Genomic DNA, 23,948 nt, shown 5'->3' with positions numbered 1-23,948 from the left:
AACAAAACTCCTTTTCCGCCGCTTCCTCTAACGTATTATACCAAATATAGTCAATCGGAAGCTAAGCCGTCCCGAACCTCCCTCATTGAGCAAGAAAAAACCGGCCGCTGAACGGCCGGTTTCTTACACTGGATCAGGTAAATTGAGCTCCGCTCTGCTGCTGATGCCTTCCTCCAGAGCTTGCCTGCGAATCGCCAAATACAGCTCGGCATGAGTCGAATACACATACGGCATGACGAACAATACGCCGACAATCAAAGCGAGAATCCCGAGCAAATACCAGCCGATAAACGATAAATCGAGCACGAACATGTTCCACTTGTGACCTCGAGTCATTTGGTTGCTCAATTCGACCGCCCGCTTCGTTCCGATGCCCGGATGATCCGCCAGAATGTACGGAACCATGCTGTAAGCATACCTCTTAACGAATCCGGGAATGATGAGCAGCAAAAACCATAGAAAATTGAGCAATGTCATCCAGAGCATCCCTTTGACGATAGCCATATAACGGCCTCTGACAAAGGCGTAGCCGAGATAATTCATATTGACGTCATCTTGTGCCGCTTGCTTGTAATATTGCCGCGCGCCAACCAGTAACGGAAAGCCTAAAAAGATTCCAAAAGCAATAGTGGCAACGATTACCAGTCCCATAATAATGAAGAATACGATCAGGACAGACCAAATGATGACGTTCATTTCTCCGTTGAACAATTCTCCCAATCCGCCGAAAGACCCGGAGATTCCGCCGGTTTCGTTGTGGGATCCCGACGAGGATCCCCCTCCTTGATACGAACAATTGGGCAGCCCTCCGCTAACGAAGGTTAACAGCAATCCAACAAGAAACGCCTTCCAATACGAAGTTCTGAGTACCTGTTTGGCTCGATCCTTTAGTTCTTTGCGAGTCCACATTGTTTTCCCCCCCTTCCCTAATCCAGTATATAAAAATAATCGTATAACATCACTGAATTTTTTACATTGAATGGAAATTAGGATTCGTAAAACAAAAAAAGACCCTGTAACGGGTCTAGAATGATACATCGTCTAGATGGCGACATGACCGCCGTTCGAACGGATTACTTTTACAGCTTCGTTATAATCAAGCTCGCTTACCTTCAAGCTAAGTGAGTATAGCAGCTCCCTGTCATCGACTCCATCGTGATTGCTGTCATGCTCCAGTTGGTCAATGGACCGGAATCCGACAAATGCTCCTGCCGCCGTGCCACTGGAAGGCAAGCTCCCTCCCGCATAGCTTCCTCCAGCGGTACCGGTTTCTTCTCCGGAAGCCGAAGCGAGAGGAATTAGCAATGGAACCTTCTTATGGAGTGGCTCCGGCAAGGCACCGATTTCGAGCTGGTCAATATTGTACTTTTGCAGCTTGATTCTCACGTCCTCCGTTTCGTTCTCCGTATGAAAATAAGCTTGGATGCTTCTAGTCATATGCGTCACGCTCCTTATGCAATGGAATGGACTGCTTCGTTCTAATTTCCATTACCCCGAATACATCACGATAACGCACACGTATTTAACTATAATCATCCATCCGACCATAAACTCGCTCGCTCAAGCTAAATCAAGACGGCCACGTTTCTTTACGGTACGCCATATCCCAGAATAAATATTCGAACCGGGTCGTATGGACGAATATTTCCTCCAGTTTCTCAAGCTCCTTCTCCGGCTTCCCTGCGGCCAAGTCGTCCAGCAAGCCGATGCACCAAATCGCGAGCGAGCCAAAATCGTCCGAGCTGTACATCCGAATCCATTCGCCGTAGTACGGATGATCGAGCGCTCCCGGGACGTCCGACAGCTCTTTGCCGATTTCCCAGTAGCTCCACATGCATGGCAGCAGTGCGGCGACGAGCTCAGCTAGCGATCCGTTCTGTCCCGCATGCAGCATATAGTGTGTATACGCTAGAGTAACCGGAGATGGCTCCGCCTCCTCGAGCTCCTTCTCCGAAATACCGAATCTGGCGGCATAGGACCTATGTAAAGACATCTCCTCATTCATCGTCGAATTCAGCAGCGCAGCGAACTTGCCCATCGTTTCAAGATCGGTGGCTTTTACCGCGCCAATGGCAAACAGCTTCGCATACTCGATCAAATACAAGTAATCCTGAATCATATAAAAGCGGAACTTGTCCAGCTCCAAGGTCCCGTCGCCCATTCCTCTTACAAACGGATGTGAATGGTTCTTTCTCCAGATCGGTTCAAGCTTTTGAATCAGCTGCTCGGAAAATTTCATTACTGCATCTCCTCTATTCATTATTTGGGCGTATGACCCCATTCATAAATAAAACGAAGCATCACCTTCGTAAAGTGAACCAGCTGCCGAATGGGAACCGACTCATTAACTGAATGGGCGTTGTGCAAATTTCCCGGACCGTAGATGGCTGCCGGTATTCCCGCATCACCGAACCATCCGCCGTCCGTGACAGTAGGAGATACATCGATTACGGCAGGCTGAGAATGCACCCTCTCGTGGGCTTGACTTAACAATTGTACAGCCGGATGGCCCGGATCCACTTGAAGCGACGGAAACACCTCGCCGCGGTCTTCGATCATCGAGGTGCCTCCCCAGCGGAATTGCGGAGGATTCTCCCTTAGCCATGGATCGGCCTGAGCGACTCTTAAGAGATGCTCTTCGATTTCCTTGGCCACCCCTTCATAGGTTTCATCCGGATAAAAATGCACCGTGATCCATAAACGGCACTCATCCGCAATGAAAGCGGCATGGCGCCCGCCTTCAATAACGGCCGGATTGATGGTATTCGTTCCCGACAAGTACCCCGGATAGCTCTTGGTGACCGCCCAATGCCGCTCCAAATCCTGCAGCCCTTGAATCAGCTTGACCATCTTCTCAATCGCACTGGCTCCGTACAATCCACCGCCAGCATGAATCATGCTTCGTCGGGTGGCGTCGTGGTGAGTCTGCCGGCTTTTTACCGTAACCCAGCCTGTAATAACCCCGCCTTGGCCCTGAATATGTAAATCGCTCGTATCAACCACAACGGCAAAATCGGCGGTATAGCCTCTTTTGCAGCACTGGAGCGTCCCCGCTTCGCCGACTTCCTCTCCAATGACCGATTGGAATAGGAGATCGCCAGGAAGCTGAATCCCGGCTTCGGCAAGCAGTTGAACGGCGAATAACGCGCCCGCCAGTCCGCCTTTCATATCGGATGCGCCGCGGCCTATCAGCCTTCCGTCTTTTACGATAGGCTCGAACGGATCCTTCTCCCACGCTTCGTCCGCACTCACCTCGGCCACATCGATGTGACCGTTAATAATCAGGTTCTTATAATCGCCTGAGCTAGTGCCCTTTTTTACACCAACCACATTGGGATCGCCCGGATACACATCCCATTGATCTATCACAAAGCCCAGGTTCTCCAGGAAGCCAGCAATATAATGCTGAGCTTCCGCGGTATTTCTTGCCGGGGGCGCCGGGGTCGGATAACGGATTAATCGCTCTGCGAGGCCCACCAGCTCCTCTTGACGCCGTTCCACCTGTTCCAGCAGCGATTCAATAGTTGTCACAGCTTTTCATCCTCCTCACCATTCATTACACGCAAAAAAACCGCCTCCATAAAAGAAGCGGTTTACCATCATCATACGGCACAATCCACTTCCCTTCGCTAGCATTACCTAGATCAGGTATAAGGGTTAAGGCATTCGCCTCTCTCAGCTTCATCAGCACCCCTAGTGTCGATTCATTGCTATTCAATTCCCATAAATAGTACCACAGATGGAAGCATGGCTACAACTTATGTATAAGCACTGGCTTCTGAAAAAGCCTCCCCCGTCAACTGCAGGGAAGGCTTCTCTTATTCAATGGCAACCACCGCATCGGCATCGGCTACCGTTGCTAGCTTTTTAACCTGGATTCGGCGAACCCGATGACTATCCTTTTTCAGAACGGTGAATTCCAATTCCTCATAGAACCATTTGGTGCCTACTTCCAGCTCCGGATTAGCTAAGTACAGCCATCCGCCAATCGTATCCACATCGTCATTATCCAATTGAACTCCAAGCAGGTCATTCACTTCGGTTAACAGTACTTTCCCGTCCAGGATATATTGCTCGTCATCGATTTTCTCGATTTCCTTGGCTTCGTCCGCATCGAACTCGTCACGGATTTCACCGACGATTTCCTCCAAGATATCCTCCATAGTGATCAAGCCGGAAGTTCCGCCATATTCGTCTACAAGCAGCGCGATATGGACACGCTCTTTTTGCATTCGAGTCAACAATGTATTGACAGGCATGTATTCAGGAATTGTCAGTACCGGTTGAACCAATGTGCGGAAATCAAACGATTCGCAGCCCGGCTCGTAATTCAGGAAAAACTGTTTGGTGTTGATAACGCCAACGATGTTATCCTTGCTTCCTTTTGCAATCGGGAATCGGGTATACTGCTCGCGGCGGATGATGCTCAAGTTCTCTTCGAGCGTATTGTCCGTATATAAACATACCATGTCGGTCCGCGGAACCATGATTTCCTTCGCCAGCATATCGTCGAAAGCGAAGATCCGGTTCACATAGCCGAACTCGGTTTGATTGATTTTACCGCTCTGGTAGCTCTCCTCGACGATAATCTGGATTTCTTCCTCCGAGTGCGCTTCTTCATGCTCCTTTGCCGGCTTCAATCCGAACATACGGATAAGCATATTCGCCGAACCGTTTAACAGCCAAATGAAAGGATACATGATTTTGTAAAAGAACATGATGGGTTTTGCCGTAAGTAAGCTGATCTGTTCCGCTTTTTGAATCGCCAGCGTCTTAGGTGCCAATTCACCCAGAACGACGTGCAGGTAAGTCATGACGACAAAAGCCAGAATAAACGAAATCAGTGTGCTTGCTTCATCGCTCAGAGCCAATGCATGGAATACCGGATGCAGCATCGCTTCAATAGTAGGCTCACCTAACCAACCGAGTCCGAGGGCCGTAATGGTGATCCCCAGCTGACAAGCGGACAAATATCCGTCGAGATTGCTCTGAACCCTTCGCACAGCCAACGCATTTTTTCTGCCTTCCAAAACAAGCTGGTCTACCCGGCTGCTGCGCAGTCTGATGATGGCGAATTCCGTTGCTACGAAAAATGCGGTCAGTAAGATAAGTACGGCTACAAGAAACAGATTTAAACCCATATCAACCTTCCTTTAATAATGATTAGTTTTATAAACTCCAATTTACGAGTTCATATGAACTTATTATATTTCATTATTCGGAATTAACAAACGTCCATTCTGGCTCATATTAGACCATCCCGGTTCATTTTCGCTCAAATTGGGATTTAAACAATCGTTCAATCGTTCATTTTCTTCCTTTGACAAACGATTGCTAACCTTTTATTATGAGTTCAAATGAACTTGAAATATTGATTGTAGAAAAGAGGAGCTTGTATGGAGACTTTTACCCTAACTCGTAAAGAAATGGCAATTATTCTCCTCTCGTTAAATGGAACCGGCAGTGTAACGCCGCTCCATGTACTGCAGGAAGCTTGGAAAAAGAACCATCTCGCCGATATGATGCACGGAACGTCGTTCACCGCATTTCTCTCCACGCAGCTTACCCCTGTATTGGAGAAGATGATCAAGAACGACCGCGTCGAAGGCTTCTCTCTTCAAGATATTGTCTCCTTGGGGAATCAAATCGAATATACCAATATGTCCCTTACCTCTATGCAAAATTGGGTAAAACGGGATTTGAAGGATTTTTTGGGTTCGCCCAAATGCGGCAAAAAGTATTCCATCGATCAGGTCGCGATGCTGTTCATCATTGACGACTTAAAAAACTGCCTCGATTTCGAATCGATCCGAAGATTGTTCGAAATCATCTTCCGGCAACCTGATGACGACCGGGACGATTTGATGAATCCCGTAGATTTGTACGCAGCTTATTCGCGGCAGTTTGAAGAGCTTGACGTCAACAACGACCAGCTTCTGGACGTGCAGGGACATAGCGCAGGCAAACGAAATCATGACTCTCTGACGGAGCTGACCATCCGGCAAAAGGCGGAGCAATTCGTGAGCGGCATGGACCATCTGAATCCGCAGCAAAAAGAGTCGGTTCGGAACATGCTGTTTATTTCCATGGTTTCCGTCCAAACGGCTTACTTTCACTCCATAGCAAGAAGATACTTGAACGCCACGCTGTTCCTCCATAGTCTCAACTAATTTTTACCACAAATGTAAACAGCCGAAGTCCAAAAGGACCTCGGCTTTTTGTATAATGTCAGCTTAACACAGACAGCCTATTGGACAGGGGAAATACATTGGGAACAGGGCGGGTCGGCAGCATGCTGTTTAATATTACATTGGGCTTCATTATTCCATGGCTGTTCGGTATCTATTTGTATAAGAAGGATCGCAAAATCCTACTACTAATCTATCCCATCAGCGTTGTTATCTCGATGTTCATTAATGATGTCGGCTTCCATTTAAAATTTTGGGATTTCACGCCGCATATTCCCGATGATGAGACTATATCCGCTCTGCCGCTGGACTTGGGGCTATATCCCATATTAGGCAGCTACATGATTTATTGGATTCGGAATAGTTCCCTTCACTGGTTGCTCATTAGCTTGATCACAATGGCATTTACCACCTGTCTGGAATATTTCGGAGTGGTCATTGGGAAAGTCACTTACGGCAACGGATGGAATATCTTTTTCACCAGCGGATCCTACTTGCTTGCCTATTTGCTTGTCTATTTCTATTATACAAGGCTGCTCAAGTACGGATTTTTATCCCGTAAGACAAGTACTGAAGATACTATTTCCCTATCGGCACAGGATGCATCCTAATTCTCCCCTTCCCCGTTCGGGACTGCACGGCCTCCGTTTCTGCGCTTAACAAATAGGGTGAACAAGCCGGTGAGAAGCAAGCCTCCGACAAATCCGCCGGCATGGGCGTAAAGATCCACATTGGGAATCAAGATCGAGTAGACGAAACCGATGATGACAATCGTTCTGACCGTCTGTTTCGTCTGAAAGTCGATCAGGTCCTTGCGAAATACGGATAAATACAAGTAGGCTGCATACACCCCGTAAATCGCACCGGATGCCCCCGCCCCAACATAAGGATCCGTATGAAACCAGGCGCTGGCAATATTGCCGACGATGCCGCAGGCAACGTAAAACAGGGCGTATTTCAAGCTGCCTAACATTCGTTCAAGCGGCGCGGCAAATACATATAAGGCAAAGCTGTTAAACAACAAGTGCTCGAACCCGATATGCAAAAAAATAGACGTAACGTAGCGCCACAGCTCCGGCTGTACTCCCGGTACACCGAACATGGCTCCGAAACGCAGCAGCGTCTCCGTATCTTTGGACGAGCCATACCAGGTCATCGCTGCCATAGCTGCCAAATGAATTACAATGATGAGTGACGTAACCGGATACAGCCGGATATACTGCTTCAAGCTTTCTCTGCGTATGAACAATAGCGTTCTCCCCTTCGACTTTGGACCTTGATTTCATTATTATATCGCAACTCCCGCCCCGTTTCACGGAACCCTTGAACCATCTCCTTTTAATTGCTTTACAAACCAAAATAAAGACTTATTACAATAACGATAAGGTATGCTATACTGGTTAAGTGTTTACAAAATTTTTATAAATAGAATGTGGTGATACATTTGAGGGAGTTGGGGTTGGCGCTTCAAAATCATGGCGCCAGAGCGGCAAAACGGATCCCGCTTTTGCTGTGGTCGCTGTGGATTGTGTTTCTTGTAGAGTTGTTAAGCAGAGGTCAATGGTGGGGTACCTTAAAATGGACCTTCGAGGCGCTGCCGGAAGTAGCCCTTAACGCGCTGGTCGTCCTCGGCTTCCTGTTTCTATTAACGGCCATTACGGGCAGAGTTCATTTGTCGTTCTGGCTTGTAGCGACATTTTGTTTAGCCTTCGGGCTAATAAGCGGCATCAAGCTCGATATTTTAGGCGTACCGTTCCTTCCATGGGATTTGCTGCTGACGAGCGAAACCAAGGATATGGCGCAATATTTAAGCGGTCTTCTCAATTTTACGGTGGTTTCAGGCATTATAACCTTTATCGTTATTAGTATTTTGCTGCTATACAAGCTTCCGAGAATTTTGTTCAACTTCCGCTGGAAGCATCGCGTCGCCATGGGGATTGCATCGCTCCTTATGCTGACTATGATCTATACGGACGGCTCCATGTCGTTGAAACGGCTTGCGCATGTTCAGAACATTGGCTGGGATCAGACTCTGAATGTACAGACGAACGGATTTCTTTTGTCGACCATCATGAACTTGAAATTTCTGTTCCTGAACCAGCCTGAAGGCTACAACGAAGACAATGTGCGCGCTGCGATCTCCTCCACCCCTCCTGCCGTGCCGGCTGAAGGCGACGTGAAGCCTAACATCATTGTAGTGTTGAGCGAGTCGTTCTGGGATGCGACGCAGGTGAAGAATATTACTTTCAGCAAAGACCCGCTGCCTTTTTATCACGAGATGATTAAGAAATATACGAGCGGCACGATGCTGTCTCCTCAATACGGCGGCGGCACGGCGAATGTAGAGTTCGAAGTGCTGACGGGAAACTCGATGCGGTTTTTGCCGCAAGGCTCCGTACCGTACAATCAATATATCAACAAAGGCGTCGACTCTCTCGCAAGTATTATGGAACGGCAAGGCTATACGTCGACGTCCATCAACCCGTTCCACAGCTGGTTCTATAACAGCAAGAAGGTTTACGAGAATTTCGGATTCTCGAAATATATTTCGCAAGAATTCATGAAGCCTGACTACGAAGGCCCTTACATCGCCGATCGGGAAGTGGCTTATCAAATTATTGGTACGACAGACTTGACTGACGGTCCCGACTTTGTCTTTGCCAATACGATGGAGAATCACTATCACTACTATCCCGGCAAATTTAAAGAGAATACGATCGAGGTTACAGGCGTGGAAGGCGAAGCCAAAGGCTTGCTGGAAACGTATGCCCAAGGGCTGCTCGGCGTAGACGATATGCTCAAAAGGCTGGTCACTCATTATGAAACGACCAAGGAGCCGACGATCATCTTATTCTTCGGAGACCATCTGCCGAGTCTCGGAGATAACTACCAAGCATACAAGGATATCGGCTATTTGAAGGAAAACGATCCGGATTTCCTGAATAAAATGTACCGCGTCCCTACTCTCGTCTGGAACAACTATTTGCCGGAGCATAAAGACGAGATTAATATGAGCCCTTCTTTTATAGGGCCATATCTGTTGAAGCTCGCTCAAAGACCCGGAAGCTATTATACCGATTATTTGTATCAGCTCTCTCAGCAAATGCCGATCCTTCCTCCCGAAAATTATTACGAGGAAATGAAGATCGACAAGCAAGCGCTCAAGACATACGAGCAGCTGCAATATGATATCATGTTCGGATCGCAGTTCGGCTACGGCGACATGAAGGACAGCATCAAAGACAAGAACTATGTCCTTGGACTCGGACGCATGGAAATTCAGGACGTGAAGCTGAAAGGCGCGGAGGAATTGCTCATTACCGGAGCGGATCTGCCGGTCAATTGTATTGTCCAAGTGAACGGACAGCCGGTGGAGGTGGAGTGGAACAGCCCCCGGGAGATGACGGCGCATATCAAGCCGGAGTCCAGCAAGAAGCAGCCTCTGAAGATCGAAGTGATTGTTAAGGATTCGAAGGATAAAATTATCGCCAGATCGAACGAATACAAATATTCGGGCGCCATGGCAGGCGATATGTAATACGAGAAAAGCCGCAGAACGGGAAAAAGTCCCAGCCTGCGGCTTTTTGCATTCCAATCCTTATTTACCTAACAGCCATACCTTCCATTATTTTACGCCGGTATAAACAAAAGCACGTATGATATGACGTTGAGCAAAAAAGAATGCGATCAGAATAGGCGTTACCAGAATCATATTTCCGGCCATCAGCACGTTCCAGTTAGCTACTCCTTCTTCTTCGCGTATCTTCGCAATGCCTAAAGGTAATGTTCTCGCGGTTTCATCCGTTGTCATGACCAGCGGCCAGAAGTAATCATTCCAATGGGCAATAAAGCTGAATAAGGCAAAAGTCGCCAATACAGGCTTAGCCATAGGTACCATCAATTTCAAAATGATCTGCCACTCTTTGGCGCTGTCCAGCCTCGCCGCTTCGAGCAATTCCTCCTGTACCTGCTTAAACGACTGCCTCAAGAGGAAAATGCCGAACGCGCTGGATGCAAACGGGAGAATGAGGGCAAGATGCGTATTAAGCAGCTTCCAGGCGCTTAACTGCAAATAAACGGGCAGGAAAATTAATTGAGACGGAATCATTAAGGTAATCATAACCATGCCGAATAAAAATCCCGACCCTTTAAAATGATAGCGTGCAAATGCATAGGCTGCAGGAATAATCGTAAGCATCTGCATAATGAGAATACCAATCGAAATGATGATGCTGTTCGTTATATAGTGCAGAAACGGACCCGAAGCCCAAGCCTGGGCATAATTGCTCCAGACGAAATTTTTGGGTATCCAATTCGGCGGGAAAATCATCGTTTCGGGCAATGTTTTCAAAGAAGTTGAAAGCATCCATACGAACGGCATTGCAAAAACAAGAACCAAAACAATCATACCGGCTATACTTATTGCCTTAAGAACATAATGTAACAGCTTTGTTACGATTTCTTCTTTGCTTTTGACATGAATCAATGTACGCTCAGCATCAAGCGTCTGCTCTGCTTTCAATGGATTCACCTCATCTTATTGGTAATGAACGCGTTTTGACATCATTTTGAAGTAGATTATCGTCAATACTCCAACAATGAACAGCAAGATAACACCTGCTGCAGAGGCGTAGCCGATTTTAAAGAACCGGAACCCGTACTCATAAATATAATAAACGAGCGTATTGGTCGAATTGACCGGTCCACCCTGAGTCATGATCGCTATCGTCTCAAACACCTGAAACGAGCCGATCATGTTGATGATAACCAGGAAAAAGATGGTTGGCGACAGCATAGGAAGAATCAGCTTGTAAAAGGTAGTCCAAGGCTTCGATTGGTCCAAGGCTGCCGCCTCATAAATGTCCTTGGGAATGCTCTGTAAGCCGGCGATAAAAACCAAGGTATTATAGCCCAGTCCTTTCCACACGGCAACGATGACCAGCGAGATCAGAGAAGTGCTCGGTGAGGACAGCCATTGCAGTTTTTCAAATCCGAATAATCCGATAAACCAGTTTAATAAGCCGTACTGCGGATCCATTACCCAAGCCCATATCATGGATATGGATACCCAAGAAACGATATGCGGGCTGAAGATCGCACCTTGGACAAAGCTGTGGAACACGCCGGCCTTATTCAGCCAGAGAGCCAGCAGCAAAGAAAGTCCAATAATGAATATAACGGTTAAAATGGTATATACCGTAGAGTTCGTGATGACTTGGATAAATTCTTTTTCCTGCAGCAGGTCGGAAAAGTTTTGGAAGCCGACAAAATTTTTCGTCGGGCTAATAAAATTCCAATCATACATACTTAAGTAGATCATATACAGGATCGGATAAATAAAAAACAATGAAAATACCGTGATCGCCGGAGCAACCATCGCGTAAGGACGAAGCTTTTCCCACATTGTCATATTACACACCGCCGACACTGACTAGAGTTTTATTGGGTGCTGAATTCTGCACTTTCGCCGCTGCGTGATACGGCACTTCGGTACCGCGTATTCTTTTGCCGTCCAAGTCGAAATAGTAGAGACAATGATCCGGAATGACAACTTTAACATGATCTTCGTATACTAAAGGTGCCAGGAAGGTCTTGACGAAGAATACACCCGCAGCCGAATGGATCTGATAAATATTTTCCGCACCCAAGCTTTCCCGTGTGATAATTTCCCCTTCAACCGTAAGTCCTTCCGAATGATCTTTCGGGTTCATCAACACATGCTCCGCCCGGAATCCGACGAAACCGATGTTAGCTTCCGACTCCACCTTTAGACCTGGTACTGCGCTGTAGTTGAAGATGTTCATGGCCGGAGTGCCGATAAACTGGGCGGTAAACACATTATCCGGATCGTTATAGAGCTTCATTGGCGAGTCCGCCTGCTGGATCACGCCTTTGTTCATAACAACAATTTCATCGCCCATAGACATGGCTTCCACTTGATCATGGGTTACATAAACAAAGGTAGAACCGAGCCTGCGGTGAAGCTGAATCAATTCCGTCCTCATCTGATTACGCAGCTTCGCGTCCAGATTGGAGAGCGGTTCATCCAGGATAAATACCTTTGGTTTTTTTACCATCGCCCGGGCAAGAGCAACCCTTTGCCGTTGTCCTCCGGACAGGTTTTGCGGCTTCTTATCCAAATGGGGTGTCAAACCGACGATCTCACAAATATCACGGATCAAGGTCTCGCGTTCCGGTTTGGGAACCTTTCTGTTTTTCAGTCCGAATTCGATATTTTCACGAACGGACATGGTTGGGTATAAAGCATAGTTCTGGAAAACCATCGCCACATCCCGATATCCGGGCTGGGTATTGTTAACGCATTTGTCGCCGATCCATATTTCTCCGCCGCTTTCCTTTTCAAGACCGGCAATCATACGAAGCGTCGTCGATTTGCCGCAGCCGGACGGGCCTACAAGAACAGTAAACGATCCGTCTTTAATGGTGAGATTCAAATTACTGATTATCGTTTCGTCTTTATACATTTTGGAAATATTTCTCAATACGATCTTCGCCATACGATCATCTCCTTGTCTTGCAGCTTTTTTTCTCGAACAAAAGAAAGAAGGCCAGCCTCCGCTTCCTGAATGGGAGCCGGCTCTTCTCTTATGCTTGGAGACCTATTCGCAGCTATTACTTGCTCAACAGCTTGTTTGCTTTTTCCGCAGCCTCGTTCATTGCATCTTGCGGTTTCACATTTTTCTCTAGAATTGCTTTAGTCATAGCATCGATCATAATTTTCGAAACCTCGGCATACGCATTTGCGTTCGGACGCATTACGGCATACTTTAATTGATCAGAAGCCACCTTGTATTGCGGAAACTCTTTATAGTAGCTTTGCAATTCTTCACTGTTCAACGCAGAGAGACGGTTTGGCAAGTACCCGACATACTTATGCTGATAGATCGTATTTTCCTTGGATGTCATAAATTTAATAAATTCCCAAGTCGCCTCTTTTTCTTGCTCGCTGAGCTTGGAGGTCATAGCCAGGTGGCATCCGCCGGTTGGAACGCCGTAATTTTTATTGGCAGGCATAAAGTCGGTTGCCATTTCGAAGTTGTTCCCTTTTGCAACCTCTATACTTTGAGACACGCCAGCGGTAGAACCGATTTTAAAGGCGGAAATTTGGTTGCTCCAATCCTTGTCGGCGTCGGCGCCCGCTGTTTTCCCTACTACAAACTTGATCAGACCTTCATCGGACATTTTCTTCCAAAACTCTACAGGCGCAACCCCCTCAGGAGAGTTAAACGTAGCTTTTTTGCCGTCATCGCTCAGCACCTTGCCGCCGCTTTGAGCAACTAACGCCTCATACTCCCATACGCCGACCGGCATCGTGAGCGGTGTTTTCCCCTTCGATTTCAATACTCGGGCATACTGCTCCATTTCAGTCCAATTTTTAGGACCGGCCGGATCGAGACCGGCATCTTTTAACATGGTGACATTTTTATAGAAGATCGGGGTGCTGCGCATAAACGGAATGCCGTACAGCTTATCGTCAATATAAGCGTTCCCCATGAGACCCGGATTAAAATCCTTCAGATCGAGCTGGGCATCGTCTCTTTTGGCAAGAGGCGTCAGATCTACCAGCATGCCGGAACGGGCAAAAATACCGGTTGATGCTATTTCGAGATCAAATACGGCAGGCGCGTTGCCGGCAGCAAACGCAGCTTGCGTTTTTGCATGAAGATCGTCATAATTTCCTTGGTTCGCCTGCTGCACTTCAATACGGTTCTGAGATTCATTAAATTTTTTCACAAGGTTTTGTTTGGCTTCTTCAATTTTCCCGCCGTTAGCTGTCCAGTACTTGATAACGATCTTTCCGTTCGACGAAGAGGAATTGCCGGCAGCCGTGCCTGCTTGGCCGCTTGTGCCGCTGGACCCGCATGCAGAGGTCATAAATACCGTACTAAGTGCAAGAATGGATAAGCTTTTTTTGCTTAACATAAGACAAATCCTCCTAGTTTTTAATCTGAGTCTTCAATTTAAGGTGGAATTACCAAATCACTTATTTTTGTTCCGCTGGTAATTGTAAAGGGACATTACATTCCCGATCCGACTCTATACCGCGTGCATTAGGATTATGTCTAAAGTACTTCATATGGTTATATAAAGTTCCTACATTTTCCGCAAGCGCCTCATCCGTAATATCCATAGCGGAAATACGAATCTCCTCTTGCTCGATATCGACGATTCTCAAACCATGCTGATCAAGGCAGGCAGACAGCTGAACAAAAGTCCAATTATTCTGCTTCACTATTGAGTCGACATGAGTATGACCGTTAAAATAAATCCCCACCCCTACTTTCTGGTTTAAAATGTTCCACATATCAATGCTCGGATGAATGGATCCTTTCTCCTTCTCCGAATTGGTTGTCGTATTATAAACCGGATGGTGAGCGAATACTAAAAGAGGCTTTGTCCCAGATGCCTTTACAACCTCTTCAAACCACTGCAATTGTTCTGCGTCAACCCAGCCTCCCCAATCTTCAAAATCCATCTCTTTCGCGGTGTCAAGAAAGGCAAGTACGGCACGATCGGTTACTACTGCGTGATAGCGCGCTTGACCGGTTATTTGGAGAACTTCCATTCTAGTTTGAGCGTATAGATCATGGTTCCCCAACGCGTGATAGAACGTTCTATCATGTTGTCGTATCATCTCATATACTTCTTGCAGCTCAGAGGAAGCTCCGTAATTAGTTAAATCTCCTAACGAAATATGAGCATCGCCTTCCAATTCCAAAAACCGATCTAGAAATATTCGATAGAAATCATCGCGCGCTTCCAGCCATCCTGGAATCGTTTCATCAATTTCGTGATAATGCAAATCTCCCATTAATACCAAACGCATTGGAAACCCCTCCTATGATTTGATGAATCAACATCCTTTTTTGAGCACAAAAAAACCAGTAGCAGAAAATCCCCCCTTGCCTGTAAGGTAAGTTGATTTACTGACCACTGGGTTTTCTCATCGTCTCCACCCGAGGTACATTATGTTATTGTCCATTGACTGTCACCAAAAAGTGCTGCTTCCGATAGATACGAAATCTGCGCCGCTATCCAGAGCGAGCTTGATTTCATCCTCATGCCGGATTAACCCGCCTACAATCAGAGGCTGCTTAATCTTCTGCTTGACCTCACTTATGATCCGAGGCATCAGTCCGGGCATCAATTCCACTTCGTCGGGATTGCTCGTTTTGATCATGCGTACCGCTGTCTCCACTGCAGAAGTATCGATGGCGAAAAACCGCTGAATGCTTAGGATTCCGGCCTGTCTGGCTGCAGCCACCGCGTTGCTCTTGGTTGTCACAATGCCGTCCGCTTTGAACTCCTCGGCCAGATATTGAATGGATGCAGCATCCCTTCCGATTCCGCCAACCATCTCGATGTGAACGAACACCTGCTTGCGCGAGTCATGCAGCTGACCGATAATTTGCTTCAAGTTGTTGACGGTTCCGGTCATCAGGTTCACTCGTTTTACTTGACTGTTGAGTACGTGTTTAATTTGTTCCGCATCGGTAATGGACGCAATAATAGGATATGAGCTCAAGAGTACGTCCTCTTTTCCGGTTTATATTAGTTGTTCTATTAATAGAGTAGGCTATAATTATTATCGTATTATCAATGCAGTGTTATGGATTTATTAATTTTCTCTGTCATTGTTTTACAAAAGCTGCGGTAAAAAGCAAAAAACCGCCTTTCGGCGGTTTTCCCCTAGAACAACCTAATCAAAGTATTCGTGCAGCCCGTCGACGATCGCATCCGCCGCTTTGCGCTGATAATCGGCCGTTCTTACCACAGCCTCGTCCTTGGCGTTGGATAAAAATCCGAGCTCCACCAAAGCAGACGGACGGGAATTGTTTCTCAGCACGTGATAATTGCCGAAAGAAATTCCGTTGCTTTTCAAATTCAGCTGCTTGTTAAGCTGCTCTTCGATCTTGCGGGCGAGCGGCATATCCTTAGATTGCGAATAAAAAAACGTCAGCGTGCCGGAAGTCGGCTTCGGCGAAGAATTGTAATGAATGCTGATAAACGCATCCGCCCGCTTTGATTGACTTAAGCCGGCTCTTTCGGAGAGCTCGGGATTGTCCCCGTCCCGGGTACGGGTCATAATCGTCTGAGCCCCGGCCTGCTTCAGCTTGTCCGCCAAATAGTTGGCGGTCGATAAATTCAACGTTTTCTCGCTTGAGCGGTACTTGGTGCCCGTCGTACCGTGATCGCCGCCTCCATGCCCCGGATCGATGACGATCAGCTTGCCTTTCAAACCTTTGCTGCTTGCAATCGTGACAGCGGATTTCGCAGAGCCCTGAGACGCTGGAGCGCCTTTGAGCAATTGCAAATAGTATCCGGCCACCCAGCCCGTCGTCCTTCCGGATTGAACCTTCATCCATCCGTATGACTCCTGTGACACGGTTACCATCGTATTCCTCGATAACGAGCCGATCACGGGAGACTTTGCATCGGGCTTGCTGCGGACACTTAGCGATGAGGCTAACACTTTGGCGTTCTGGGATCCTGCTGCTTGTGCACTCATTGCTTGCGGCCAAATCAGAACCAGCATCATAATGGGAAGGATGAGTGCCTTGAACAATTTCTGCTTCATAGGGTTACCTCATTCATCTTTCTATGTCGGTTTATACACTATTATAGCAGGAAAATGTTGACACTTGTAGGGTCCATATTCGCGTTATGCTTTAGGGCTGTGGTACCTTGCATACAACCTGTGCCTAATACAAAAAAACAGCCTTGCGGCTGCTTTAATAAATTGAAACTTTTATCACAGCTTTGTAAAAAAGCCTTTGGTGCTTCCGCCCCGGAAAACCGGCTTCACCGATTGCGTTGCCATCAAAGACAAGGAATAGACGCAGAGCGAGACCGCTATGGAAACCGCCACGACCCAAGGCTGACCGAAACCGGCCTGACTCATATACGTAGAGGCGGCTTGACCGCATACCGCCATCGCCAACAGGCACAGGATGATTTTCAAATACCTGCGCACGTCCACGGAGAACCCGATATAAGTGGATATGGCCAAAAAGTTCAGCATCGTTATGATGCATATACCGAAGTTAATTCCCGTCGCAACCCCGTATATCCCCCATTCCGATCCGAAGATGAACATCGCCACGGCTTGCAGCAGCGTACTCATAATAAAATTCCACATCACCGTCTTCACCTTGCCGATTCCCAGAAGAACGGCATGCAGCGGATCCTCGAAGTAATGGAGCAGGAAAAACGGCGCCAGCAGCATCAGCAGCTTCCCGGCTTCAGGCGAATGATACAGGACGGTGGTCAACGGAACCGCCCACATATACAAAATGATCGTACAAGGCGCGCCAATCATAAATGCAAGGCCGATCGCCTGATCGATCCGTTCGTGGATCAAACGCCGGTTGTTGGCCGCATTCGCTTCGCTGATAGAAGGAATGAGCGCAGTAGATAAGGAATGCATGATGAATGTAGGAAACACCAGCAGCGGAAAAGCATACCCTACGAGCAGCCCGTATTGCTTGGTCGCAACGGCGGTTCCGATGCCTGCTATCGCTAGGCTTTTGATCACCAGCGCGGGTTTGATAGCCCGGTAAATGGAATGGATGAACCCTTGTCCGGTGGAGGGCAGCCCGATGCTCAACAGCTCGGACAACGTTTGCTTCTTCCCGGGAAGCGGCTGATCAGCTTGCACCTGCGCGCTGTTCTTTCTTCGATGGATCGTGTACATGATCAATAAGTACAGCAGTCCGCTGCCTTCGCCCAAGACGGTACAGATCATCGCCCCTGCCGCCGCATACTCAAGTCCGTAAGGCACCAGCATTTGTACCAGCGCAGCGATCAAGGCAATTTGAACGATATTCTCGACCACGTCGGAGACCGCGATCGGCTTCATATTTTGCTTCCCGCGGAAATAGCCTTTGAGCACGGAGGAGATGGCCACCAGAGGGGCTATCGGGATAATCGCCAGCATGGCGTAATACGCCCGCTGATCCGCTAGGATCATGCCTGCAATCGGCTTGGCTCCCAGGAACGTGCCCAGAGTGAGCACGATGCTCATCGACACCGTGATGCTCAAGGACACCTGGAGAATCCGCTTCACCTTAGCGGAATCGCCGCGCGCCTCGGCTTCGGCTACCAGCTTGGAAATGGCTACGGGCAGCCCAAGACTTGTCAAAGTGATCATCATTGGGACCAGAGGGTGTGCCATCATGAGCAGGCCGATCCCTTCCGGGCCCAAAAACCGGGCCATAATGATACTGTTGACGAAGCCAAGAATACGGGTAATAAAGGCGGCCGTAGTTAAAATGAAAGTGCCCCGTACAAAGGTAGATTGTTGTTTGTCCATTTGACGTACGCTCCATATCTTTTAGCTTACGTCTATGTATATTCAGCTTGGCCGAGTTGTATGCGAATAAGCCCACTTCAATCCATTTTATGGGATATAATACCTTTAATTGTTTTTTATCTTGTCAAAAAGTGAATTTTCCACACATAAAAATGAATTTTGTCTATCTTCTAATGAGAAACAATCATCTATAATAAGATGAAAGCGCTTAACAACTACTAACTCTCATATGAAAAATAAGGGGCGAATGAAAGTTATGAAAAAAAGAAACCGCTTACTAGCTTCCGCTGTATTAACCTCTCTGCTCTTCTCGACCGCATGCGGTGGCGGCGGAACGACTAATGAGGCGGCACCAGGCAAAGGAAGCGAGCCGGCCGCTAAGAAGGAACCTATCGAGCTGACGTTTTACCGTCCGAATACCGGAACGACTGAAGAACAGTTTATGCAGCTGTTCGGCAATAAAATCAAAGAAAAATTTCCTCACATTACTCCGAAATTCATTACGTACGGTACCGGTACCAGCGTAAACGAGGTCATGGCTTCCGGTCAACCGTTGGATATCATTATTTATTCCATCGGCTTCATTCAGCAGTATCATAAATTGAATTTGTATGCCGAGCTGGATGAGTATATTAAGAAACAGAACTACGATTTGAACAAGCTGGAGAAAACCAATTACGATTTCATCAAGCAAAACGGCAACGGCAAAATTTACTCCCTTCCTTTGTTCACTACGGCGGAAACGTTGATGTACAACAAGGATCTGTTCGATAAATTCGGTGTGCCCTATCCGAAGGAAGGCATGACTTGGGATGAACTGTACGACTTGGCCAAGAAAATGTCCCGTAATGAAGGCGGAGTGCAATATTACGGCTTCTTGACCTCCATTAGCCATATGCTTAACGTCAACCAGCTTTCGCTGCCTTTCGTTGATGGGAAAACGAACCAGCCGGCCTTTAATAATGAGCAGTTTATTAAAATGACGGAAAACTTCACGAGATTTTACAACATCCCTGGAGCTGTGCTGCCTAAGGAAAAATACGGCAAAGAAGCCGACCTGTTCAACAAAGACCGGACTCTCGCGATGTACGCCCACTTTAACAGCGTAATGGTTGGCTCTCAGCCGGATCAAAACCTGGATGCAGTTCCGCTCCCATCGTTCAAGGAAGCACCGGGCGTAGGCTCGCAAATGTATCCGACGTTTGGAAGCGTTACAAGCACGAGCAAGTATAAAGAAGCGGCATTTGAAGTACTGGCATTCTTGACCTCGGAAGAAATGCAAACGAAGTATGCGAAGGAAGGACTTGGAATGCCGATCATCAACAACTCTAAGATTATCGATACGTTCGGCTCCGACATTCCTGTATTGAAAGGCAAGAACATTAAAGCGTTCTACCCTACAAAGCCAGCCCCGATATCGGCAAAAACGCTTTTCGACGATATCGGCTCCAAACATGCGGGGAATGCTTTCCGGGAAGTCGCGCAGGGCGTAAGCGACTCGAACACCGCATTCCGCAAAGCGTATGAGGCGGCTGTCAAAGAAATTGAAGCCGCCGCACAAAAATAACCATTTTAAGGCAGCCAGCAGGCTGCCTTTTCTATTTTGAATACCCTTTTCCAAAATTGGCAACTCTAACAAACATACTATATGCAAATGCGATCTAACGCTGCAGAATGGACAGATTAGAACATGCCGAACGGAACGATCAGCTTCTTGCAAGCATCCATGATCTTGATGCTAATGTGCGGCCTGGCCTCTCACGTCATAGTCAATCCGATGATGCTGGATGTCGCCGGAAGGGATGCATGGATTTCGGTGCTGCTCACCTCCATCCTATTCCTTCCTTGGTGTCTCATACTTTTGTTGATTATGAAAAAATCCGGGCAGCAAAAGCTTCAACCTTGGTTGGCACAGCAAACGACTCCTTTCCTGTCCTGGGTGATCCTGGCTCCCGTACTCGTTATCCTGTACCTAATCGGCGGTATGACTATCGTTCATACGACGGTATGGACGATCACAAACTATTTACCTGCCAGTCCCAAGTTCATTCTGATTACGGCTTTGGTGCTGGTTTGCCAATATCCGGCCAGAGTCAGTATTCGCGCCATTGCCATTGCTTCGGGGATTCTTCTCCCTACCGTAGTGACTCTGGGGATTTTTGTATCTGTAGCCAATTCAACCCAAAAGAATTATGCCATGCTGAAGCCGTTTCTCGAAAATGGCTGGCAGCCTGCCTTTAATGGCATTATGTACGCGGCAGGCGGATTAGTGGAGTTGTTCGTAGTCGTGCTGATGCAGCATCATCTGAAAACGAAAGCAAGCTGGTGGAAGCTGCTGCTGCTGGCTTCCATGCTTGTCTATATTACGGTAGGTCCTCTGATCGGAGCCATTACCGAGTTCGGCCCGCACGAAGCGGCCAAGCAGATGATCTCGCCTTACGAGCAGTGGCGGCTTGTGAAGCTGGGCGATTATGTAGAGCACGTCGATTTTCTGTCGGTGTTTCAGTGGCTGTCAGGCGCCAGCATCAGAATCAGCCTTTCCTTGTTTCTGCTTGCCGATATTCTGCCTTTACGCAACACCAAGTCTCGCAATTGGCTGATTTTATTGGTTTCGTTAAGTTATATCGTATTAGCGATGCTGCCTATCAATCAAGACGCTTTTTACTTATGGATGTTCCAGGACTATTTTCCGCCGTGTCTATACACGATCCTGATTGTTACTGGAATTTGGATGGCCGTCGCGCTAATGACTAAACCACCCAAGGAGAAAGTCTCATGAGCCTACAACATGCTAACTCGCAACCGGTCTGGACGGAGTCTTCCATCCGCGAATTATTCGAACATTCGGCTGATGTTCAAATACAGCTTTTCCATCTCGGAGACGCAGACGATACCCAAATCTTGTTCATCTACGCGGAAGGATTGTGCGACTCTTCGCAAATAAGTAAAGTCGTGCTTCCGGAGCTTCATGATTTGGCCCAGGGGCAGCGGCGCTTTCGGGAGGGCTATTACGGGACGCTGCCTTTAATCCCGCTGCATTCGAACATTTCACCAGGACATCTGGTTGAATTCGTATTTCAAGGCGATTTGATACTCTTTTTCCCCAATAGTCGTAATGTCTTCAAAATGAATGCATGTAACCCGCCGGGTAGAACGCCGGAGGAATCAACAACGGAGATTTCGATCAAAGGGCCAAAGGACGGGTTTGTCGAAGATATTGCGACCAATGTTGCTTTAGTACGTAAACGGATAAGAAGCAACAGTTTAAGTTATGAAATGTACATTCTGGGGACAAGAACGCGAACCAAAGTAGGCTTGATGTATATCGAAGATATCTTATCGCCGCAAATTTTGCAGGAAGTGCGCAAACGGATTAAAAAGATTGATATCGACGGCATCTACAGTATCGCGCAATTGGAAGAGAACTTGTCGGATGTGAAATATTCGCTGTTTCCTCTTATAGACTTCACGGGACGTCCCGATTATGCAGTCAGTTCGTTGCTTGCCGGCCGTTTCGTCCTGATCGTAGACGGAAATCCGTTCGTCCTGATTGGACCTGCAACCTTATCGTTAATATTGAAGTCGCCTGAGGATATACATTTTGGCTTCCAGTATGTTTCGTTCGCACGACTCATTCGTCTATTCAGCTTATGGCTATCCATATTGCTGCCTGGATTTTGGGTTGCCATCGTAGCCTTCCACCAGGACCAAATTCCATTTCGCCTCATGGCTACCATTTCCGTCGCCCGATTGGGACTTCCGTTTTCCTCTCAGATGGAAATGCTGATTCTGCTGCTGCTGCTGGAAATATTCCGTGAAGCCGGCGTTCGTCTGCCGAGCTCCATTGGACAAATACTTACGGTAGTCGGAGGGCTTGTTATTGGCGACGCTGCGATTCGATCCGGTCTGGTGTCCCCTTCCGTTGTCGTAGTTGGCGCCATTACGGCGGTATCCGGAGCGACATTGGTGAACCAGTCCCTAAGTACGGTGATCAGTATCGTCCGACTAGTGATCTTCCTGTTATCGGCGTTTCTCGGAATGTACGGCATGATTCTCAGTCTCATTCTGCTCTTGTTCTACATGTCCAAGCTGCAATCGTTCGGAGTTCCCTATTTGTCTCCCCTTTCGCCTGTGAGCTTCAAGGATTTGGCCATTTCATTCTTGAAAATTCCTTATAACAAGATGAAGAAGAGGCCTTCGAACTTGAGTACATTGGATTCGGACCATCAAGGAGATAGCACGACGTGAAGAAGGTATTATTGCTTCTGATAACGCTGGGGTTGACGCTTCTGCTTCCGGCATGCTGGAACGCCAAGGATATCCAGAACATGGCTTACGTAACCGCACTTGGACTCGATTATCAAGACGGAAAGTATATTAGCTACGTTCAAGTATTGAATTTTGCAAATGTCGCCAGAACCGATACCTCTCAGCTTGGGAAAACCATCCCTGTCTGGATCGGCAAAGGAGAGGGCAAAACGGTTACGGAATCGTTTAACTCGATCTACTCCACGTCGCAAATCCGCGTATTTTGGGGTCATGTCCGAACCATTGTGTGCTCCGAAAGCTTATTGAGCAATCCCCAAAGGATCAAGGAAGCTTACGATATGGTGAACCGGTACAGGGAGATCCGTTATAATGTGCTATTGTATGGAACGAAAGAACCGCTGAAGAACATTTTTGTCCAAAAGTCGATATTAAACCTTTCACCGCTCGATACCGTGATGTTCAGCCCGTCGCAAGTGTTCTCACAGCGTTCCTATGTCGTTCCAGTATATGGATACAAAGTGATCGCCCAATTCAATGAGCTCGGCGATGGAGCGATGATGCCCTCGATAGCTATCGATAGGAAAAGCTGGTCCGAAGATAAGAAATTAAAAGGGATGCTGCGAATCGACGGAGGTTACTTTTTTTACAATCAAAATTTGCGGGGATGGTTAAGTGAGAGCGATCTGAGAGGCTACCGTTGGATGCAGCCGAGGCTTGAGCGGTCACCCATCAACATTTTCGACAGTGACAATCACCATCCTGTAGCCGTGATCGTGATCATTCACCCCAAAAGCAAGATTAAGCCTTACTTCAAAGACGGCAAAGTGTATTTCAATATCTCGATTCGGGTACAGGGTTACTTGGATGAATTTACGGATGACCTGTCCGAGATCGAATTGGAGGAAAAAGCCGCCAACCAAATTAAAGAAGAAGTCCGGTACTCGTTTAAAAAAGGGCTTCAAATCCGCTCCGATGTATTGAAGCTGGAGGAAGCCTTATATCGTAATTACCCGAAACGATTTCACGAACTGAAGCAGGATGATGAATTGCTAATCAACGAGGACTCACTGAAGCAAATCGATGTAAAAGTAAAGCTGCTGCACACGGGCAAATATAAAGGCAGAGGAGACTGACGACTCCTCTGCCTTTTTCGCATG

21 protein-coding genes and 1 riboswitch are annotated in these 23,948 nt (G+C 47.4%); of the genes, 7 read left to right on the top strand and 14 right to left on the bottom strand.

What is annotated here, in order from left to right:
- Positions 1-123: 123 nt before the first annotated feature.
- From ACFQ88_RS04400 to ACFQ88_RS04380, 5 genes are all read right to left on the bottom strand, one after another.
- On the bottom strand, positions 124-909 hold the full coding sequence (locus ACFQ88_RS04400) for a DUF975 family protein (protein WP_239635208.1): 786 nt from the start codon (positions 907-909) through the stop codon (positions 124-126).
- A 132-nt stretch (positions 910-1,041) separates the two neighbouring features.
- Complete coding sequence (locus tag ACFQ88_RS04395; RefSeq protein WP_379452361.1) at positions 1,042-1,437, bottom strand: hypothetical protein; 396 nt, start codon at positions 1,435-1,437, stop codon at positions 1,042-1,044.
- Positions 1,438-1,570: 133 nt separating this feature from the next.
- The gene (tenA, locus tag ACFQ88_RS04390) at positions 1,571-2,239 is read right to left on the bottom strand and encodes a thiaminase II (RefSeq protein WP_379452359.1); all 669 of its coding nucleotides are present in this window, start codon (positions 2,237-2,239) and stop codon (positions 1,571-1,573) included.
- A 20-nt stretch (positions 2,240-2,259) separates the two neighbouring features.
- Positions 2,260-3,531 carry an acetylornithine deacetylase gene (locus ACFQ88_RS04385; RefSeq protein WP_379452357.1) on the bottom strand — a complete coding sequence of 424 codons (1,272 nt, stop codon included), beginning with the start codon at positions 3,529-3,531 and terminating at the stop codon, positions 2,260-2,262.
- 73 nt (positions 3,532-3,604) lie between these two features.
- Positions 3,605-3,705: riboswitch (TPP riboswitch) on the bottom strand.
- Positions 3,706-3,818: 113 nt separating this feature from the next.
- On the bottom strand, positions 3,819-5,141 hold the full coding sequence (locus tag ACFQ88_RS04380; protein ID WP_379452355.1) for a hemolysin family protein: 1,323 nt from the start codon (positions 5,139-5,141) through the stop codon (positions 3,819-3,821).
- Between the two features lie 255 nt (positions 5,142-5,396).
- Here ACFQ88_RS04380 and ACFQ88_RS04375 point away from each other — a divergent pair, with 255 nt between their 5' ends.
- Together ACFQ88_RS04375 and ACFQ88_RS04370 are read left to right on the top strand one after the other, a co-directional pair.
- Positions 5,397-6,170, top strand: coding sequence for a DUF1836 domain-containing protein (locus ACFQ88_RS04375; RefSeq protein ID WP_239635203.1), 774 nt, complete (start codon positions 5,397-5,399; stop codon positions 6,168-6,170).
- 98 nt (positions 6,171-6,268) lie between these two features.
- Complete coding sequence (locus ACFQ88_RS04370; protein WP_379452352.1) at positions 6,269-6,799, top strand: CBO0543 family protein; 531 nt, start codon at positions 6,269-6,271, stop codon at positions 6,797-6,799.
- Here the strand turns inward: ACFQ88_RS04370 and ACFQ88_RS04365 are convergent.
- A complete protein-coding gene (locus ACFQ88_RS04365) occupies positions 6,796-7,437 on the bottom strand; it encodes a rhomboid family intramembrane serine protease (RefSeq protein WP_379452350.1) in 642 nt (213 codons plus the stop codon). The two genes, ACFQ88_RS04370 and ACFQ88_RS04365, sit on opposite strands and share 4 nt — an antisense overlap.
- Positions 7,438-7,647: 210 nt before the next feature.
- Here ACFQ88_RS04365 and ACFQ88_RS04360 point away from each other — a divergent pair, with 210 nt between their 5' ends.
- Complete coding sequence (locus ACFQ88_RS04360) at positions 7,648-9,726, top strand: LTA synthase family protein (protein ID WP_379452348.1); 2,079 nt, start codon at positions 7,648-7,650, stop codon at positions 9,724-9,726.
- Positions 9,727-9,813: 87 nt separating this feature from the next.
- On the opposite strand, the gene ACFQ88_RS04355 is transcribed toward ACFQ88_RS04360, so the two are convergent.
- From ACFQ88_RS04355 to spoVB, 8 genes are all read right to left on the bottom strand, one after another.
- The gene (locus ACFQ88_RS04355) at positions 9,814-10,596 is read right to left on the bottom strand and encodes a carbohydrate ABC transporter permease (protein ID WP_379453570.1); all 783 of its coding nucleotides are present in this window, start codon (positions 10,594-10,596) and stop codon (positions 9,814-9,816) included.
- Between the two features lie 129 nt (positions 10,597-10,725).
- Positions 10,726-11,598 (bottom strand): carbohydrate ABC transporter permease, encoded by an 873-nt coding sequence (locus tag ACFQ88_RS04350; RefSeq protein ID WP_379452346.1) that lies wholly within the window; start codon positions 11,596-11,598, stop codon positions 10,726-10,728.
- A 1-nt stretch (position 11,599) separates the two neighbouring features.
- Entirely contained in the window at positions 11,600-12,706 is a 1,107-nt protein-coding gene (locus ACFQ88_RS04345; protein ID WP_379452344.1) for an ABC transporter ATP-binding protein, read from the bottom strand.
- Between the two features lie 115 nt (positions 12,707-12,821).
- Positions 12,822-14,132 carry an ABC transporter substrate-binding protein gene (locus ACFQ88_RS04340; RefSeq protein WP_379452342.1) on the bottom strand — a complete coding sequence of 437 codons (1,311 nt, stop codon included), beginning with the start codon at positions 14,130-14,132 and terminating at the stop codon, positions 12,822-12,824.
- Between the two features lie 61 nt (positions 14,133-14,193).
- Positions 14,194-15,036, bottom strand: coding sequence for a metallophosphoesterase family protein (locus tag ACFQ88_RS04335; protein WP_379452340.1), 843 nt, complete (start codon positions 15,034-15,036; stop codon positions 14,194-14,196).
- A gap of 162 nt (positions 15,037-15,198) precedes the next feature.
- Positions 15,199-15,735, bottom strand: a complete 537-nt coding sequence (locus tag ACFQ88_RS04330; protein WP_379452338.1) for a glycerol-3-phosphate responsive antiterminator — start codon at positions 15,733-15,735, stop codon at positions 15,199-15,201.
- Between the two features lie 174 nt (positions 15,736-15,909).
- On the bottom strand, positions 15,910-16,788 hold the full coding sequence (locus ACFQ88_RS04325) for an N-acetylmuramoyl-L-alanine amidase (RefSeq protein ID WP_379452336.1): 879 nt from the start codon (positions 16,786-16,788) through the stop codon (positions 15,910-15,912).
- Between the two features lie 174 nt (positions 16,789-16,962).
- Complete coding sequence (gene spoVB, locus ACFQ88_RS04320) at positions 16,963-18,522, bottom strand: stage V sporulation protein B (protein ID WP_379452334.1); 1,560 nt, start codon at positions 18,520-18,522, stop codon at positions 16,963-16,965.
- Between the two features lie 256 nt (positions 18,523-18,778).
- On the opposite strand from spoVB, the gene ACFQ88_RS04315 reads away from it, so the two are divergent.
- The 4 genes from ACFQ88_RS04315 to ACFQ88_RS04300 all read left to right on the top strand — a co-directional run bounded on the left by ACFQ88_RS04315 (position 18,779) and on the right by ACFQ88_RS04300 (position 23,924).
- Complete coding sequence (locus tag ACFQ88_RS04315; RefSeq protein WP_379452332.1) at positions 18,779-20,089, top strand: ABC transporter substrate-binding protein; 1,311 nt, start codon at positions 18,779-18,781, stop codon at positions 20,087-20,089.
- Between the two features lie 123 nt (positions 20,090-20,212).
- A complete protein-coding gene (locus tag ACFQ88_RS04310; RefSeq protein ID WP_379452330.1) occupies positions 20,213-21,301 on the top strand; it encodes an endospore germination permease in 1,089 nt (362 codons plus the stop codon).
- Positions 21,298-22,770 (top strand): spore germination protein, encoded by a 1,473-nt coding sequence (locus ACFQ88_RS04305; RefSeq protein ID WP_379452328.1) that lies wholly within the window; start codon positions 21,298-21,300, stop codon positions 22,768-22,770. Before ACFQ88_RS04310 ends, ACFQ88_RS04305 begins: the two co-directional genes overlap by 4 nt.
- Positions 22,767-23,924 carry a Ger(x)C family spore germination protein gene (locus tag ACFQ88_RS04300; RefSeq protein ID WP_379452326.1) on the top strand — a complete coding sequence of 386 codons (1,158 nt, stop codon included), beginning with the start codon at positions 22,767-22,769 and terminating at the stop codon, positions 23,922-23,924. The genes ACFQ88_RS04305 and ACFQ88_RS04300 overlap by 4 nt, the downstream gene beginning before the upstream one ends.
- Positions 23,925-23,948 lie beyond the last annotated feature (24 nt).

This window comes from Paenibacillus sp. NPDC056579, from assembly GCF_042793215.1.
Classification (GTDB): domain Bacteria; phylum Bacillota; class Bacilli; order Paenibacillales; family NBRC-103111; genus Paenibacillus_S.
This window is presented reverse-complemented; position numbering and strand designations above follow the sequence as displayed.

Coding starts and splice junctions, on each gene's coding strand:
- ACFQ88_RS04400 (WP_239635208.1), bottom strand. CDS start 909: ATGTGGACTCGCAAAGAACTAAAGGATCGAGCCAAACAGGTACTCAGA.
- ACFQ88_RS04395 (WP_379452361.1), bottom strand. CDS start 1,437: ATGACTAGAAGCATCCAAGCTTATTTTCATACGGAGAACGAAACGGAG.
- tenA (WP_379452359.1), bottom strand. CDS start 2,239: ATGAAATTTTCCGAGCAGCTGATTCAAAAGCTTGAACCGATCTGGAGA.
- ACFQ88_RS04380 (WP_379452355.1), bottom strand. CDS start 5,141: ATGGGTTTAAATCTGTTTCTTGTAGCCGTACTTATCTTACTGACCGCA.
- ACFQ88_RS04375 (WP_239635203.1), top strand. CDS start 5,397: ATGGAGACTTTTACCCTAACTCGTAAAGAAATGGCAATTATTCTCCTC.
- ACFQ88_RS04355 (WP_379453570.1), bottom strand. CDS start 10,596: ATGATTGTTTTGGTTCTTGTTTTTGCAATGCCGTTCGTATGGATGCTT.
- ACFQ88_RS04350 (WP_379452346.1), bottom strand. CDS start 11,598: ATGACAATGTGGGAAAAGCTTCGTCCTTACGCGATGGTTGCTCCGGCG.
- ACFQ88_RS04345 (WP_379452344.1), bottom strand. CDS start 12,706: ATGGCGAAGATCGTATTGAGAAATATTTCCAAAATGTATAAAGACGAA.
- ACFQ88_RS04340 (WP_379452342.1), bottom strand. CDS start 14,132: ATGTTAAGCAAAAAAAGCTTATCCATTCTTGCACTTAGTACGGTATTT.
- ACFQ88_RS04335 (WP_379452340.1), bottom strand. CDS start 15,036: ATGCGTTTGGTATTAATGGGAGATTTGCATTATCACGAAATTGATGAA.
- ACFQ88_RS04325 (WP_379452336.1), bottom strand. CDS start 16,788: ATGAAGCAGAAATTGTTCAAGGCACTCATCCTTCCCATTATGATGCTG.
- spoVB (WP_379452334.1), bottom strand. CDS start 18,522: ATGGACAAACAACAATCTACCTTTGTACGGGGCACTTTCATTTTAACT.
- ACFQ88_RS04315 (WP_379452332.1), top strand. CDS start 18,779: ATGAAAAAAAGAAACCGCTTACTAGCTTCCGCTGTATTAACCTCTCTG.
- ACFQ88_RS04310 (WP_379452330.1), top strand. CDS start 20,213: ATGCCGAACGGAACGATCAGCTTCTTGCAAGCATCCATGATCTTGATG.
- ACFQ88_RS04305 (WP_379452328.1), top strand. CDS start 21,298: ATGAGCCTACAACATGCTAACTCGCAACCGGTCTGGACGGAGTCTTCC.